Annotated in this window: 14 protein-coding genes, 1 tRNA gene and 1 pseudogene; 8 read left to right on the forward strand and 8 right to left on the reverse strand. The window is 62.9% G+C overall.

All coding sequences use genetic code 11. The annotated features are described in order from the left end of the window. Positions 1 to 86: 86 nt before the first annotated feature. Positions 87 to 260, reverse strand: coding sequence for a PA1571 family protein (locus AA098_RS29460; RefSeq protein ID WP_003248731.1), 174 nt, complete (start codon positions 258 to 260; stop codon positions 87 to 89). 210 nt (positions 261 to 470) lie between these two features. Here AA098_RS29460 and AA098_RS09060 point away from each other — a divergent pair, with 210 nt between their 5' ends. The 3 genes and pseudogenes from AA098_RS09060 (at position 471) to AA098_RS30145 (ending at position 4,022) form a co-directional block, all read left to right on the forward strand. Further along, on the forward strand, positions 471 to 2,234 hold the full coding sequence (locus AA098_RS09060) for an ABC transporter transmembrane domain-containing protein (protein ID WP_064614098.1): 1,764 nt from the start codon (positions 471 to 473) through the stop codon (positions 2,232 to 2,234). Positions 2,235 to 2,978: 744 nt separating this feature from the next. Next, positions 2,979 to 3,137 (forward strand): annotated as a pseudogene (locus AA098_RS30140) (HAMP domain-containing protein); the annotation flags it as partial. Positions 3,138 to 3,308: 171 nt separating this feature from the next. Continuing rightward, entirely contained in the window at positions 3,309 to 4,022 is a 714-nt protein-coding gene (locus AA098_RS30145) for a methyl-accepting chemotaxis protein (protein ID WP_371914705.1), read from the forward strand. 107 nt (positions 4,023 to 4,129) lie between these two features. On the opposite strand, the gene AA098_RS09070 is transcribed toward AA098_RS30145, so the two are convergent. Together AA098_RS09070 and AA098_RS09075 are read right to left on the reverse strand one after the other, a co-directional pair. Then, positions 4,130 to 4,206: transfer RNA gene (locus AA098_RS09070), tRNA-Pro, on the reverse strand. Positions 4,207 to 4,286: 80 nt separating this feature from the next. Continuing rightward, a complete protein-coding gene (locus AA098_RS09075; RefSeq protein WP_003248738.1) occupies positions 4,287 to 4,508 on the reverse strand; it encodes a YgdI/YgdR family lipoprotein in 222 nt (73 codons plus the stop codon). A gap of 187 nt (positions 4,509 to 4,695) precedes the next feature. Between AA098_RS09075 and moaB the strand changes: the two genes are divergently transcribed. Both moaB and glp read left to right on the forward strand, forming a co-directional pair. Next, entirely contained in the window at positions 4,696 to 5,235 is a 540-nt protein-coding gene (gene moaB / locus AA098_RS09080) for a molybdenum cofactor biosynthesis protein B (RefSeq protein ID WP_003248741.1), read from the forward strand. Continuing rightward, the gene (glp, locus tag AA098_RS09085) at positions 5,219 to 6,445 is read left to right on the forward strand and encodes a gephyrin-like molybdotransferase Glp (protein WP_003248742.1); all 1,227 of its coding nucleotides are present in this window, start codon (positions 5,219 to 5,221) and stop codon (positions 6,443 to 6,445) included. The genes moaB and glp overlap by 17 nt, the downstream gene beginning before the upstream one ends. Here the strand turns inward: glp and AA098_RS09090 are convergent. Continuing rightward, complete coding sequence (locus AA098_RS09090) at positions 6,434 to 7,681, reverse strand: glycosyltransferase family 4 protein (RefSeq protein ID WP_064614101.1); 1,248 nt, start codon at positions 7,679 to 7,681, stop codon at positions 6,434 to 6,436. The genes glp and AA098_RS09090 overlap by 12 nt on opposite strands. 256 nt (positions 7,682 to 7,937) lie before the next feature. On the opposite strand from AA098_RS09090, the gene yegS reads away from it, so the two are divergent. Beyond that, entirely contained in the window at positions 7,938 to 8,825 is an 888-nt protein-coding gene (yegS, locus tag AA098_RS09095) for a lipid kinase YegS (RefSeq protein ID WP_003248746.1), read from the forward strand. On the opposite strand, the gene AA098_RS09100 is transcribed toward yegS, so the two are convergent. The 3 genes from AA098_RS09100 to AA098_RS09110 form a co-directional block, all read right to left on the reverse strand. Continuing rightward, entirely contained in the window at positions 8,809 to 9,468 is a 660-nt protein-coding gene (locus AA098_RS09100; RefSeq protein WP_003248748.1) for a response regulator transcription factor, read from the reverse strand. The two genes, yegS and AA098_RS09100, sit on opposite strands and share 17 nt — an antisense overlap. Further along, positions 9,458 to 10,354 carry a sensor histidine kinase gene (locus tag AA098_RS09105; protein WP_014859338.1) on the reverse strand — a complete coding sequence of 299 codons (897 nt, stop codon included), beginning with the start codon at positions 10,352 to 10,354 and terminating at the stop codon, positions 9,458 to 9,460. The genes AA098_RS09100 and AA098_RS09105 overlap by 11 nt, the downstream gene beginning before the upstream one ends. A gap of 366 nt (positions 10,355 to 10,720) precedes the next feature. After that, positions 10,721 to 11,230 carry a hypothetical protein gene (locus tag AA098_RS09110; RefSeq protein WP_003248752.1) on the reverse strand — a complete coding sequence of 170 codons (510 nt, stop codon included), beginning with the start codon at positions 11,228 to 11,230 and terminating at the stop codon, positions 10,721 to 10,723. Positions 11,231 to 11,581: 351 nt separating this feature from the next. Between AA098_RS09110 and AA098_RS09115 the strand changes: the two genes are divergently transcribed. Further along, positions 11,582 to 12,517, forward strand: a complete 936-nt coding sequence (locus AA098_RS09115) for a chemotaxis protein CheV (protein WP_003248753.1) — start codon at positions 11,582 to 11,584, stop codon at positions 12,515 to 12,517. Positions 12,518 to 12,572: 55 nt separating this feature from the next. Beyond that, entirely contained in the window at positions 12,573 to 13,376 is an 804-nt protein-coding gene (locus tag AA098_RS09120) for an MOSC domain-containing protein (RefSeq protein ID WP_004577097.1), read from the forward strand. 111 nt (positions 13,377 to 13,487) lie between these two features. Here AA098_RS09120 and AA098_RS09125 read toward each other — a convergent pair whose 3' ends face one another. Beyond that, the gene (locus AA098_RS09125) at positions 13,488 to 15,413 is read right to left on the reverse strand and encodes a transglycosylase SLT domain-containing protein (protein WP_003248757.1); all 1,926 of its coding nucleotides are present in this window, start codon (positions 15,411 to 15,413) and stop codon (positions 13,488 to 13,490) included. Positions 15,414 to 15,493 lie beyond the last annotated feature (80 nt).

Here is a 15,493-nt window from a genome sequence, read left to right on the forward strand (position 1 = left end):
GTGCGGTTACCTGTGGGGGCGGCCAAGCCCACTGGCTGGGCCAATAAAAACCCGGCGCAAGCGCCGGGTTGCAAAAAATTCGCCGATCAACCTTTGCGTACGCGCTCGACACGGCTTTCTTCCAGGGCCTTGCAGGCCTGCTGGATCATCTGCTCGGTGATCGGCACTTCGCGCCCCTTGGCGTCGATGATCGAACCGCATACTTGCGGTTGAGGGGAGGTTTGGGGCTTCTGGTTATCACTGCCATGCTGCAAGCTCATGCACTGTCTCCTCTTCAGGTTCAAGCTCAGGGTAGCCCTGCGCCGTGACTGGCCTGTGACAGCTTCCGGGTCACGGCAGCAACAGTCCAGCAGAAACCCTGTGAAAGCTCCATAAGCTGGTTAGATCGATGCGTTATAGCAACCTTCATGCAGTCTCCCGACCGGGATGAGTGGTAGGCTGCGGCTTCCCCACCCTTTGTGGTCGTTGCCATGCCCGAATCGGTTTCCCCGCGCCAACGCCGCGCCTTGCGCCTGGCTTGGCAGTTCGTTCGCCCTTATCGCCGCCAGGTGCTGCTGGCATTGCTGGCGCTGGTGGTCACCGCTGCCATTACCCTGTCGATGGGCCAAGGCATCCGCCTGCTGGTGGATCAAGGCTTCATGACCCGCTCCGCGCATCAGCTCAATCAGACCATCGGGCTGTTCCTGCTGCTGGTGCTGGCGCTGGCGGTGGGTACCTTCAGCCGTTTCTATCTGGTGTCGTGGATTGGCGAGCGTTGTGTGGCCGATATCCGTCGTGCGGTCTTCGATCACCTGATCGGCCTGCACCCAGGTTTTTTCGAGGACAATCGCAGTTCCGAGATCCAGTCTCGGCTGACTGCGGACACCACCTTGCTGCAATCGGTGATCGGTTCATCGCTGTCGATGTTCCTGCGCAACGCGCTGATGGTCATTGGCGGTGTGGTCTTGCTGTTCATCACCAACCCCAAGCTCACCAGCATCGTGGTGGTAACGCTGCCACTGGTGTTGGCACCGATCCTGTTGTTCGGCCGTCGGGTGCGCAGCCTGTCGCGGCAGAGCCAGGACAGGGTCGCCGATGTGGGCAGCTACGTGGCTGAAACGCTGGGGCAGATCAAGACCGTGCAGGCCTACAACCACCAGGCGCACGACCGCGAACTGTTCGCCGATACGGTCGAAGCAGCGTTTACTGTTGCCCGCAAGCGGATTACACAGCGTGCCTGGCTGATAACCCTGGTGATCGTGCTGGTGTTGGGGGCGGTGGGGGTGATGCTGTGGGTCGGCGGCATGGATGTGATCGCCGGGCGTATATCCGCAGGCGAGCTGGCTGCATTCGTGTTCTACAGCCTGATCGTCGGTAGTGCCTTCGGTACCCTCAGTGAGGTGATCGGCGAACTGCAACGGGCCGCGGGTGCCGCCGAGCGCATTGCCGAACTGTTGGCAGCGCGCAGTGCCATCCTGCCCCCCGACGTGGCGCAGGTGCTGCCGCAGCCGCGGGCCAGCGGGCATATCGAACTGCAACAGGTCGTGTTCGCTTACCCTTCACGGCCCACGGTGGCAGCTGTCGACGGCCTGAGCCTGACCATCGAACCCGGGCAGACCGTCGCCCTGGTTGGCCCTTCCGGGGCAGGCAAGTCGACCCTGTTCGATCTGTTGCTGCGCTTTTACGACCCCCAACAAGGGCGCATCCTGCTCGATGGCCAGCCGGTTACCGCATGTGATCCCGACCAGCTACGCCGGCAGTTTGCTTTGGTGGCACAAAACCCCTCGCTGTTCCGTGGCACGGTGGAGGCCAACATTCGTTATGGCCGGCCCGAGGCGACCTTGGCTGAAGTCGAAGCAGCAACCCGCGGCGCCCATGCCGACGAATTCATCCGGCAACTGCCCCAAGGCTACCAGACACAACTGGGGGAGGGCGGCATCGGCCTTTCCGGCGGGCAACGCCAGCGCCTGGCGATTGCCCGGGCCTTGCTGGTCGATGCGCCGATCCTGTTGCTGGACGAAGCCACCAGTGCCCTGGATGCACAAAGCGAATACTTGATCCAGCAAGCGCTGCCCAGCCTGATGGCCGGCCGTACCACGCTGGTGATCGCCCATCGCCTGGCCACGGTACAGCATGCCGAGCGCATCGCGGTCATCGACCAAGGCCGGCTGGTGGCGGTGGGCACCCACCGTCAGTTGATCGAGGACAGCCCGCTGTATGCGCGGCTGGCAGCGCTGCAGTTCACCACGGGCTAGCGTGTCGTGGCTTTGTAACATTTCTGTAGTAATTGCCTGAGAAGATTTGCTTCAACTGTTGCGTAAGTGCTCGACCTGGCTGCCATTGCGTGATGGCAGCTTTTTTTTGGCCTGCCAGTAATGAGGCTGCACAGCGGCCTCAGCCTACTCCCTCTGGTTCCGAGACCCTCGATGTTGCGTAAATCCCTCAGAGTGCAAATTCTCTCGCTGCTCGGCGGCAGTGTGCTGGCGATGCTGCTGATCGCCCTGGTGTGTTTCCAGTTCCTGTCGTCCAGCGTGCGGGGCTACGCCGAGCTGGTCGACGGGCCGCTGCGGGCCTCGCAATTGATTGACGAAGCCAACCTGCAGTTCAAGATCCAGGTGCAGGAATGGAAGAACGTGCTGTTGCGCGGGCGCCAGCCTGCGGAAATGGACAAGTACTGGCAGCAGTTCCAGGCCCGAGAACAGCAAGTTCAACAACTGCTCGGGCAATTGATCGACAACAGCGATGCCAGGCTCAAGGTGTCGCTGCAGCAATTGCGGGACAGCCACCGCCAGTTGGGCCAGGCCTATGCGCAAGGTCGCCAGGCCTTCCTGGCGGCAGGCGGCGACCCGGTAGCGGGCGACCGGGCGGTCAAAGGCGTGGACCGTGCCGCCAGTGAGCAAATGAGCGAACTGGTCGAGCAACTGCGCGCCGATGCCCGCCAGCGTGCCGCCAGCATCAATGCCAGTGCCGAGCGCACGGTATGGTTGGGCCTGCTGGTGATGCTGGCTTCTGCGGTGCTGGTGGGGCTGCTCAGCCTGTGGCTGGTCAACCGTAGCCTGATCGAGCCGATCCGCCAGTTGATCGAGTACGTCGCGCAGCTCAGTCAGGGCTGCTTTGCTGCCCGGGTCGACAGCCGTCGGGAGGATGAGCTGGGGCGCCTGGCGCGGGCGGCCAACACCCTGCGTGACTTCCTTGCCGATACTGTCGGCCGGCTGCAGGACAACGCTCAGGAGCTGGAAGGTGCCAGCGGGCAGTTGCGCAGTATTGCCGGTGACATGGCCCGCGGTACTCATGACCAGTTCCAGCGTACCGACCAGGTGGCCACGGCCATGCACGAAATGTCCGCCACTGCCCAAGAGGTCGCTCGCCACGCCGCCGAGGCTGCCCGCGCGGCCAATGACGCCGACCACAGCGCTCAGGCCGGCGAGCAGGTGATGCAGCAGACCATCGACATTATCGGCGCGGTCAACCGCGAAATTGCCGGCACGGCGTCGGTAATTCGCGACCTGGAGCATGACAGCACACGTATAGGCAAAGTGCTGGAAGTGATCCGCGGCATTGCTGAGCAGACCAACCTGCTGGCGCTTAACGCGGCCATCGAAGCGGCCCGTGCGGGCGAAGCCGGGCGTGGTTTTGCGGTGGTCGCTGATGAAGTGCGCAGCCTGGCCCAGCGCACGGCAGCGTCGATTGCAGAAATTCACCAGATCATCGAAGCGGTACAGTCAGGGGCGGTGGAGGCGGTCAAGGCCATCGAAAGCGGCCAGCAACGCAGCCAGGAAGGGGCTGAGCAGGTCGAGCAGGCCGGGCAGATGCTGCAGCGTATCACCCAGGCGGTGGAGGCGATCCGCGACATGAACAGGCAAATCGCCACTGCGGCCGAGGAGCAGACCAGCGTGGCCGAAGATATCTCGCGTAACCTGATCGAAATTACCCGGATTGCCACGGCCAACCAGGAAGCGGTGCAGCATACCGAGCAGGCGGGGCAGCGCCTGCATGGTTTGTCAGGGCAGTTGGGCGAAGTCACCTCCCGGCTGACCGCCTGACTGGGTCTGCAGGGGTTGCATGTGCCCCTGGAGGCTGAAACGGCGCACTGACGTATTTTTCGCACACAACAAAAAGCCCGCGCAAGGCGGGCTTTTCGACAAGGATTTGGTCGGAGAGACAGGATTCGAACCTGCGGCCTTCTCGTCCCGAACGAGACGCGCTACCTGGCTGCGCTACACTCCGATGACCAAAATCCTACTGCATCCCGTTTTTGCCCGCAAGCCCTTGTTGTTTAAAGGGCCATGGCCTGAACGGGGCCTTGATCAGAGCTCTTTGACGGTGCGGATCTGGTCCTTGTTCAGGCGCGTGCGCTTGCCGTCGAGTTGCTCGAATTCATAGAAGCCAGAGTCTTCGTCGTAGGACGGTTTGTCGGTTGCCTGGATCTCCCGGCCATCGTTCAGGGTAATGACGGTTGGGGTCGAGCAGCCAGCAAGGGCGCCCAAACCCAAGGCAAGCAGGAAGGCGGGTAGGGTCCGTTTGATCATCGTGTTTCTCCAAGTGCGATGGTGCTAGATGACTTTTATGACGCAGGACGTTAGTGCAAGTTCACTCCAAGTGCAGCATAGCGATTAATTCGTTCTCTTGACCCAAGGCAAGGCTGAGGGGGGCAACGCTGGAAAAGGTGCGCTGTGATATAACTGCGTCCATCTCATCCTGTTGTGACGGACACCCATGAAAGCCAAGGCAGATACCCCCTTCGTGGCGCTAAGCATCGCCGTACTCACGGTCAGCGACACCCGTACCTTCGACACCGACACGTCTGGCCAGATGTTCGTCGACCGCCTGAGCGCCGCCGGTCACCGCCTTGCCGAGCGCGTGCTGCTCAAGGATGACCTGTACAAGATCCGAGCCCAGGTTGCCACCTGGATCGCCGATGACAGCGTGCAAGTGGTGCTGATTACCGGCGGTACCGGGTTTACTGGCCGCGACAGCACCCCCGAGGCGGTGGCCTGCCTGCTGGACAAGCAAGTGGACGGCTTTGGTGAGTTGTTCCGGCAGATTTCCGTGGCCGACATTGGCACCTCCACCGTGCAATCGCGAGCCTTGGCCGGGCTGGCCAACGGCACGCTGGTGTGCTGCCTGCCGGGCTCGACCAACGCTGTGCGCACCGGTTGGGATGGCATCCTTGCCGAGCAGCTTGATGCCCGTCATCGCCCGTGCAACTTCGTGGCGCACCTGAAGCAGGCAGCGGCCTGTGACAGCCGTGGCTGAGGTCAGCCAGGCCCGGCCGCTGATGCCGGTGGAACAGGCGCTGGAGCAACTGCTGGCGCTGGCCGAAGCTGCACCGATCCGCGAGACCGAAAACCTGCCGCTGGCCGAAGCCGAAGGCCGCGTGCTGGCCACTGACCTGGTGGCCTCCCTCGACCTGCCGCCTTGGCCGAACAGCGCCATGGACGGTTATGCCTTGCGCCTGGCTGATTGGCAGGGCCAGCCGCTGCCGGTCAGCCAGCGTATTTTCGCCGGCCATGCGCCCCAGCCGCTGCAACCGGGTACCTGCGCGCGGATCTTCACCGGCGCGCCTGTGCCGGAGGGGGCCGACTGCGTCGAGATGCAGGAAAACACCGAAGTACTCGAAGATGGCCGGGTGCGCTTTCTCGAAGCGTTGCGCACCGAGCAGAACATACGCCCTCAAGGTCAGGAGACCCGCAAGGGCGAGCAGGTGATGAGCGCCGGCACCCGCCTTGGGCCGATCGAACTGGGCCTGGCGGCGACCTTGGGGCATGGCCGTCTGGACGTGGTGCGCAAGGTAAAAGTGGCGGTGCTGTCCACCGGCGACGAACTGGTCGAGCCAGGCCTGCCGCTCGGGCCTGGGCAGATCTACAACAGCAACCGCAGGCTGCTGGTCAGCTGGTTGCAGCGGCTGGGTTGCGAAGTGGTCGATGCCGGCATCCTGCCGGATGACCTGGCCCGCACTCGCGCCTGCCTGGCTGAACTGGGTGGCGTAGACCTGATTCTGTCCACCGGAGGCGTCTCGGTGGGCGAGGCCGACTACCTCGGTGCCGCCCTGCGCGAGGCCGGCGAACTGGCGTTGTGGAAGCTGGCGATCAAACCGGGCAAGCCGCTGACCTTCGGCCACTTCCAGGGCGTGCCGGTGATTGGCTTGCCGGGCAACCCCGCCTCGACCTTGGTCACCTTCGGTCTGCTGACCAGGCCCTACCTGCTGCGTCGTCAGGGTGTGATTGACGTCACGCCGTTGCGGTTCGACATGCCGGCAGGGTTTGACTGGCCCAAGCCGGGTACGCGTCGCGAATACCTGCGCGCGCGCATCGAACAGGGCCGAGTGCGCATCTACAAGAACCAGAGCTCGGGTGTGCTGCGCAGCGCAGCCTGGGCGGAGGGCCTGGTGGAAGTGCGTGAAGGCAGCACGCCGAAGCAGGGCGACATCGTGCCATTCATCCCCTTCAGCGAGCTACTTGGCTGAGCGGCCCAGCCAGGCACTGGCCAGCGGCGCGGCCTCGGCCGGTGCCGCCTGGGTCAGGCGTATGTGCACATTCTCCAGTTGTTGGGCAGCCACGCTCCAGTCGTGGCGCTGGCGGGCAAACTGGCGCCCGGCGGCGCTCAACTGGCTCATGCGCCAGGGCTGATTGAGCAGCTGGGTGATCAGCAATGCCAGTTGATCACCGTCGTCACTGCCCAAGTAGTGTTCGCCGTTGTTCACGGTCAGGCCTGAAACGCCCTTGTCGGTGGTGATCACGGGTAAGCCGGCGGCCATCGCTTCGAGGATTTTCACCTTCGAGCCACCGGCATAACGCAGGGGAGCAAAGAACAGCGCTGAACGTCGTTGCAGTTCACGCAGGTCGGGGCGGTAGCCGAACCATTCAATGCGTGGGTCGTTCCAGTGAAGCTTCCAGTTGGCCGGCATGGCGTGCCCGGCAATCGCCAGGCGCACCGCCGGGTTGCTCATCCACACCTTCGGCATGATGTCGTCCAGTGCCCATTCGATGGCCTCCAGATTGGCGCCATATTCGAAATTGCCGACGAACAACAGACGCTGGCTGTGCAGCGCAGGTTGCACCTGCTGGTAGAAATCACAGTCCACGCCGTTAACCACCACATTCACCGGGCGCCCACTGATCTGCGCGATCAGCTCGGCATCATGGGCGCTGACTGCCACCAGTTCGGTGGGCTGACGCAGCACACGGTGCTCCCAGCGCCGGTAGCGCCAGCGGTCGAAGGCGTTGAGCGGGCGCAGCCACAGCGGCAGGCGATCGTGGCAGGCGCCGCCCATTACCGACTCCAGGGTGTGCTCGCTAAGCATGTAGGGCAGCCTGCGGGCCTGCAGGGCTTTTTCGAACGGCTGGAAGCTGTAACTGTGCTCAATCTGGATCACGTCCCAGGGTTCGTCCAGCAGTTGCTCGAACCGGTGCCGCAGGCAAGGCGCCAGGCCATTGATGATAGCCCGCATGGGGTAGTCGATGATGGGTGAAGCCAGCAGGTTGAGTGGGCTGTGCAGCGGTCTGCGGGGTAGCACGATCAGGCGTTCGAGTAGGGGCTCAAGGGCCTCACGTGCTGCGTCGCAGAGAGGGATCTTCGACTGCACCAGCAGGGTAATCCGGTGGCCGCGCTGGGCCAGTGCGCGCAGCAGATGGTATTGCCGGGTCTTGTGGCCGCTGGTGGTCGGCCAAGGCAGGTAGGGCAGTGTCCAGAGAATGCGCATGACCCGAAGTCCTCGCGAAAGGCTGCAGATAGCAAAACGCGCCCGTTGGGAGCAGTGGGGGAGCCACTGCCGGGCGCGTCCATGGCAATAGGGGTATTTGCTGAGCATAGCCGGGATTGTCAGGTGTGGAAAAAATGACCGGCGACGTGACCAGTTGCAGGCCTGGCGCCGGCACACTGTTTTTTCCAGGGCATGCAACGATCCGGGTGGGCCAGTGGTCGAGATAGGGGGTGGTCCACTTTACGGAGACGCGCACATGCAAGGGCGCAAGGCAATGTTGGTGCTGCACGGCAAGCAGGCGATGAACGAAGACGTGCGCAGCGCCGTGCGCGACCTGCGCGATAGCGGCTGGGTGCTGGATGTACGGGTTACCTGGGAGGCGGGCGACGCCCAACGGCTGGTCGCCGAGGCACTGGCGGCGGGTTACAGCCATATCGTCGCCGGTGGCGGGGACGGCACGTTGCGGGATGTGGCCGAGGCCATGGGCTTGGCTGCTACCAACGCCAGCCTGACCTTGTTGCCATTGGGGACGGCCAACGATTTCGCCAAAGCCGCTGGCATCCCCCTGGAGCCAGCGTCGGCGCTGGCCTTGCTGAATATCGCGCCACAACCAATAGACTTGGGGCAGGCTGGCGATCAGTTGTTCCTCAACATGGCCACGGGTGGCTTTGGCAGCCAGGTCACCGCCAATACCTCCGAAGACCTCAAGAAAGTGCTGGGCGCTGCCGCCTACCTGTTCACCGGGTTATCCCGCTTCAGTGAGCTACAGGCGGCTTCGGTAGAGCTACAAGGGCCAGGCTTCCACTGGCAAGGGGATTTGCTGGCGCTGGGTATCGGCAATGGCCGACAGGCTGGGGGCGGGCAGGTGCTGTGCCCCGAAGCCATGGTCAACGACGGTTTGCTTGACGTCGCTATTCTGCCTGCACCACAGGAAGTGGTGGGGGCTCTGCGGGACCTGTTGGGCGGTGACGGCCTGTTCGTTCGGGCCAGGCTGCCATGGGTCGAGATCAAGAGTTCGCAAGGGTTGGACATCAACCTCGATGGCGAGCCGTTGCAAGCTGCCAACCTGCGCTTTCAGGCAAGGCCGGCGGCGTTGCACCTGCACCTGCCGGCCGGGTCACCGTTGCTCAGTCATCCAGGCTGATGATTTTTTCGCGTACGGCGAACAGCACCAAGCCGGCCACGTCGTGAATCTGCAGGCGCTTCATGATTTGTGAGCGGTGAGTTTCCACGGTCTTGATCGACAGGCCCAGGCCTGCCGCGATTTCCCGGGTGGACTTGCCGCGCACGATCAGGCGGAGGATCTCAAGCTGCCGTGAAGTCAGATTATGCCGTTCGCCAGCGCTTTGCTTGCCTAGTTTGGTGTGCCGCAGCGCCTGGTTGATGACGGTGTGGGCGATGGCCGGGCTGAGGTAGCGCTCACCGTGGCGTACGGCACCCAGCGCCTGTTCCAGCTCGGTGGCGCTGGTGTCCTTGAGCAGGTAGCCGTGGGCACCGCTTTCCAGGGCCCGCATGATCAGGTCCGGGTCGGTGTGCATGGACAGGATCAGCACTTTGCAGGTACTGCCGCTGGCCCGCAGTTGGGTGAGGGCGTCCAGGCCGCTGGTCGAACGCATGGAGATGTCCAGCAAGATGATGTCGGGCGCCAGTGTGCGTACCTGGTCGAGTAGCTGGCTGCCGTCGTCGGCTTCGCCGACCACGTCATAGCCGGGGATATCGCAGACCAGTGCACGCACCCCGGCGCGGATCAGCGAGTGGTCATCTACCAGCAGTAGTCTACAGGTCATGGTTGGTAATACTCCTGGCGCGTTGCTGAGTGCGCGGGGACCACGGGAACATCGCTTCGATCTGTGTGCCTCGGCCAGGCTGACTGGTGATGTCGAGGCTGCCCTGCAGCGCGATTACCCGCTCCTGCATGCCGGCCAAGCCGCGCTGACCGGCCTCGGCCGGGTGCCGGGCAGGGGCGAAACCACGACCATCGTCGTGGATCGACAACGCCAGCCCCTCAGGGGTGCGTTGCAGGCGGATGACCAGGTTGTGTGCCTGGGCGTGGCGCAGCATGTTGGTCACTGCCTCCTGGGTAATACGGAACACCGCCATGGCCACGGCTTCGTCGATGCCGCCCAGGCGCTGGTTGCACGCCAGGCTCCAGTGCACGCCGCTGCTGGCCAGGGTGCGTACCAGGTGCGCGCGCAGGCTGGCCTCCAGGCCAAGGCTGGCCAACTGCCGGGGGTTGAGCAGCGCGGAAACATCGCGCACGTTACCGAGGGTGTCATCCAGCGTGCTGCGCAGGGCCTCGCAGTGCCCCTGCAAGTCTTCGGGCATGCGCCGTTGCAGCCACTGCAGTTGCAGCTTGGCAGCGGTGAGCAGTTGGCCGATGTCGTCGTGCAGTTCCCGGCTCAGATGCTGACGCTCGTCTTCTTGCACCTTGAGCATGCGCTCGGCCAGCTCGGCCGGGCGCAGGTGGATCGACCTGGCGCTCAGGCCCAGTTGTACAACAGCACCCAGCGTGGCGACCAACTGCAGCACCAGCAGGGTGGCCGGGATTGTCTGGTTGGCCAGGTACAGCGCCATGTTGGCAACCAGTGAGGCCACGCAAAGCCCGACCGTTGCCCAACGCAGCACGGCGGCACGGGAGCAGCAATGCAAAGAAGTCTTCAAGCGTGGAAACATAGGTAGGGAGGCCACTGAAGTATTGCTGATGGAGGCCTTGCACAATGCTGGTCAGAGGCTTTGGCGCAGTACTTTCGATGTTTTTTCGAACACGCATTCTTGCCACCGTTGTTCCGGCAGCAAGCGTTTGTGGGGGCGCATATTATCACTTTGCATTGCATTGGTCGCGGCCGTGTAACGCGTTGAAACGCCTACTGGTCGGGCCTTTTCGGGTAGCAAAGTGCCACCCTTTAATCGCGCTGTACCCACTTGTGCTGTAACTAGCGCGGCAATGATTCAACGGCATGCACCGAAAGCCTGGTGAACTTTCCAAGTTCGACCATGGTCGGGTTTCAATCAAGTTGCTTAGTTGCACTTTGCGTCAGGTTAATGCATGCGATTAGAGCGGCTGGGGCGGTTGCCGGTTGCCACGTCACTGTGCGGGTGAATGCACGCGCTGCCTTCTTCATCGCAGGACGCGCAGGCTGGCGCAAAGGGTGCTTGTACGACTTTGGCCAATTCACCCAGCAGCACCAGTTGCTCGCCGATGTCCAGGTTCAGCCGCCCTGTACGGCTATCGACCAGCTCCAACTGCCAGGCCAGCAAGGTCAGGCATGCCCCTATGGCGGGTAGGGCTTCACGCTGCAGGCAACCACCGTGACAGGCCGGGGCGAGCAACTGTTGCAGGGCGGTGGTGTAGTGGGCAACTTCACGCAGGCCAAGGCGCGTAGCTTGACGGGCGATAGTGTCGAGGGTGTTGTTCAGGCAACTGCAGGCATCCGGGTCATTGTCTATAAGCTCCAGATGCTGCAGGCATTCCTGGGCCTGGGTCAGCAGTACCTGGGCATCCAGCAGGAAGCCCTGCAGGGCGTCATCGAACGATAAGGCAGTGTCCATCATCAAGTCCCCGCGCGTGGGGTAGGCGCAGGGGGCGGGCACGCCGAAACGATAGCTAGCAAAAGCCTGACTCCATTCATGCAATGAGAATGGCGTCACATTAATGGCTAAAGGATATCGCGAACATCAGGTTGCACCCGATTGCCGCTAAGGGTTTCCCTGATCAAGGGCTAGGGTAGGGAACTTTTGTCGTGCCCCTGATTTGCCCTGGCGTGTCGGCAGTAAAGCATGATGGTAAAGTGATATCAATTATCTGCGCGGCATTTTCCCGCAGGGGTCAAGGTGTGCGTGAAGCCGCCGATACAGGGTAGATGATTTCACCTTTTAAGACTCAAGCCTGGGGGCTTTCCAATGGCTGGCATTCTCGACACGGTAGACCAACGCACGCAACTGGTGGGTGAGAACCGCCTGGAAATTCTGATGTTTCGTCTGGCCGGTCGCCAGCTGTTCGCGATCAACGTGTTCAAGGTGCAGGAAGTACTGCAACTGCCCAAGCTGACCCTGATGCCCCAGCGCCACGCCTATGTCTGTGGTGTGGTCAACCTGCGTGGGCAGACCCTGCCGGTGATCGACCTGTCTCAGGCGATCGGTATGCGCCCGCTACAGCCGGGGCCGGACAGCACCATCATCGTCACCGAATACAACCGCTCGGTGCAGGCCTTCCTGGTGGGCGGTGTCGACCGCATCGTCAACATGAACTGGGAGTCGATCATGCCGCCGCCTTCCAGTGCCGGTCGCCAGCACTACCTGACTGCCATCACCAAGGTTGATGAGAAGCTGGTGGAAGTGATCGACGTGGAAAAGGTGCTGGCCGAAATCGTGCCCTACAACGCCCGGGTTTCTGGCGACAAACTCGCCGACCCAGTGCTGGCCCGGGCCCGCGGCCGCGAAGTGCTGCTGGTGGACGACTCCAGTGTGGCCTTGGCGCAATTGCGCGATACCCTGTCTCAGTTGGGCATGAAGCTGCACGTGGCCAGTGATGGCCTGAAGGCGCTGCGCATGCTCAAGGGCTGGGCCGACGCCGGCGAGGACGTGTGCGAAAAGCTGCTGATGGTGTTCACCGATGCAGAAATGCCGGAAATGGACGGCTATCGGCTGACCACCGAGATCCGCAGCGATGCCCGTCTGCGCCAGCTCTATGTGGTGCTGCACACTTCGCTGTCGGGCAGTTTCAACGAGTCCATGGTGAAGAAGGTGGGCTGTGACAACTTCCTTTCCAAGTTCCAGCCTGATCGCCTGGTCGATGTGGTCAAGCAGCGCCTGCTGCTGGATACCACCGCCGCGTGAACGTTGTGCCGGCCAGGTATAAGCTTGGCTTTTGGCATGAAGCGAGGCAGCAGGGATGTTTCTCAGTGAGTTGTATCGATACCCGGTGAAGTCGGGGCAGGCGCAAAGCCTGAAGGCATCACCGGTGGGGTTGCTGGGGTTGCAAGGCGACCGGCGCTGGATGGTGGTCGAGGAAGAAAACGGACGCTTCCTGACCCAGCGTGCCTGGCCACAACTTGGCCAGATCGACGCGAGTGATGACGACAGCGGCCAGTTGCTGCTGCAAGCCCCTGGACAGGCGCCGTTGCGGGTGCCTGTACCGCCTGCCGATGACGCCCTGCGCGGCGTGACGATCTGGCGCGATACCCTGCGTGTGCCGGACGCTGGCGATGCCGCAGCGGCCTGGTTGAGTGAGTTGCTGGGCAAAGCCGTACGCCTGGTGCATTGCCCGGAGCAGCGCGCGCGTTACCTGCCCAATGGTTACGGCTTCAACAGTGACCGTGCGGCGTTTCCGGATGGCTTCCCCTTGCTGCTGATTGGGCAGGGCTCGCTGGACGAGCTTAACCGGCGTATTGGCCGGCCCATGTCGATGCGGCGCTTTCGGCCCAACCTGGTGGTGCAGGGCGCGGAGCCGTTTGCCGAGGATGGCTGGAAGCGGATTCGCATCGGCAGCTTGGCGTTTCGCGTGCTCAAGCCCAGTGTGCGGTGCATCTTCACGACCATCGATCCAGCCACCGGGGAGCGTAGCGCTGACCGTGAGCCGATGGCTACGCTGAAGACTTTCCGCGAAAAAGAAGGCGACGTGCTGTTCGGCCAGAACCTGGCTGTGGATGGCAGTGGGTGGCTGGAGGTGGGGATGGAAGTAGAAATCCTGGAGTAGATGTGTTGCCTGAACCGGCCTCTTCGCGGGTGAACCCGCTCCTACAAGGGTTACGCGGTCGTTGTAGGCGCGGGTTCACCCGCGAAGAGGCCGGTACAGGCTCAACAGCAATCACATGTCATCGAAATACCGTTCATGCCAATCCACCAGTGGCTGCGGTGAATTCAGCTTCTGCCCGTAGATCACCGAATACGACAGCACGTTCTGAACATACTGGCGTGTTTCGTCGAACGGGATCGACTCCACCCACACATCGAAGCTCAGGTGCTTGGCCCCTTTGAGCCACTGTCGCACGCGCCCGGGGCCGGCGTTGTAGGCTGCCGAAGCCAGCACCCGGTTGCCGTTGAACTGGCTGTGTACCTGGCTCAGGTAGGCCGCACCCAGCTGGATGTTCTTGTCCGGGTTCAGCACTTGCGCCGGTGAGGCCAGCGGGATGCTGAACTTGCGTGCGGTTTCTTTGGCCGTGGCCGGCATCAGTTGCATCAAGCCGCTGGCGCCCACGGGTGAGCGTGCGTCCTCCATAAAGGCGCTTTCCTGGCGAGTGATGGCGAATACCCAGCTCGAATGCAGGCCGCGAACCTTGGCTTCACGCACCAGCGTGTCGCGGTGGGCCATGGGAAAGCGGATGTCCAGGTCGTCCCAGTACTGGGCCTGGCTGATGGTGCGGATGGCTGGGAAGTACCAGCGCAGCTCATAACCCAGGCGTGCCTGCGCAACCATTTCGTCACGGGTGAAGTGGCGGCTGACGTGGTACCACTCACGGCGGCCGTCGACGATCTGGCCGCGGGCGTGGAATTCCAGTGCGCGCTGGATGCCGGGCGTGTTGCGGACCTTCTTGACCAGTTGTGGGCTCAGCAGCAGCGGCTTGTTGTTCAGCTGGTAGGGTGTCTGTGCCCGATCGGCGGCGAGGAAGCCATAGAAGTCACGCTCACGCGCTGCGGTCTTGTAAAGCAGCGGGATCTGCGGGTTGTTTGGCTGTGCCAGCTCCAGGCTGCGAGCCTGCCAGTACTTCCAGCGGCTGGTGCTGGCCAGGTCCTGGGGAAGGCGTTTGGTCAGCTCGTAGGCGTCCTCCCAGCGGCCCAGGCGCAGCAGCAGGCGAAGGCGCCATTCGCTGACAGTGTTGTCACGCAGCTCGGGGTCATAGCGGGTCATCAGGTCGAGCGCGCGTGGGTCGTAGCGGCGTGCGAGGGTCAGGCCGATTTCGCGGGCGATGGCCACCTTTTCGTCACGCGAGAAGTGCATGCGCTGGGCGTAATCGTCGAGCAGCGCCATGGCCCGCTCCGGGTCCTGCCGGGCCAGGCGACGAAGGCCGAGGCTGACCACGTCGGACATGGCCTCGTTGACCGGGGTAAAGCGCGACGGCTGGTTGAGCAGCTCGGGCTTCTGCGCGACGTCGATCAGCAGGCGCCCCTGCGGGCCGAGGGTGGTCAGGGTCTTGACCAGGGTGTTGGCCAGGCCGTAATTGCGCGCCTGGGCGGCCAGCTTGGTGCGTTCCCAGCGCTTGGCCTCGGTCAGTTGGCCTTCGGCTGCCCACATGCCGAACAGCGTGTCGCAGGCGGCAGGTTGCGATTTGCCGACGCTCCACAGCTTGTCGGCGGTGGCGTAACCTTCGGCGCGCAGGCCGTGGCTGAGCTGGTATTGGCCGTTGAGGCAGTCCAGTTCGGTGAAGTTGAGCTTGGGGTCGTAGTACTTGACGAAGGTATCCCACTCGCCGCGTTCGGCCAGCCAGCGCAACCAGCGCAGTTTCATCCAGTTGGCCTGGGGCAGGTCGCCATGCTTGGCAAGGAAACCTTCGATTTCCTGGTTGCTGGCACTCTTCAGGCGGGCGGTGAGTTCGTCGTAGACCAGGTAGGGCGTCAGCGGGTAGTCGCTCAAGGCCTGGGCATAGCGCAGGTACGGGCCTTTGTCGCCTTTGGCCAGCGCTCGCTTGGCCTCGTCATAGTACTGGCGTTGCAGGGTCAGGTCGGTGGCCTGCGCTGCGCAGGTGGCAGCGGTAAGCAGCAGGCAGGATGCGATATGTAACAGGCGGCTGCGCATGATACGTCCGGGCAGTTGAACCATGGGAAGTGTCGGCGGAGCCAGCACTATTGAAAGCTATTGCCTTAGCTTAGCTGTTT

Source organism: Pseudomonas sp. JY-Q, assembly GCF_001655295.1.
Lineage (GTDB): Bacteria > Pseudomonadota > Gammaproteobacteria > Pseudomonadales > Pseudomonadaceae > Aquipseudomonas > Aquipseudomonas alloputida.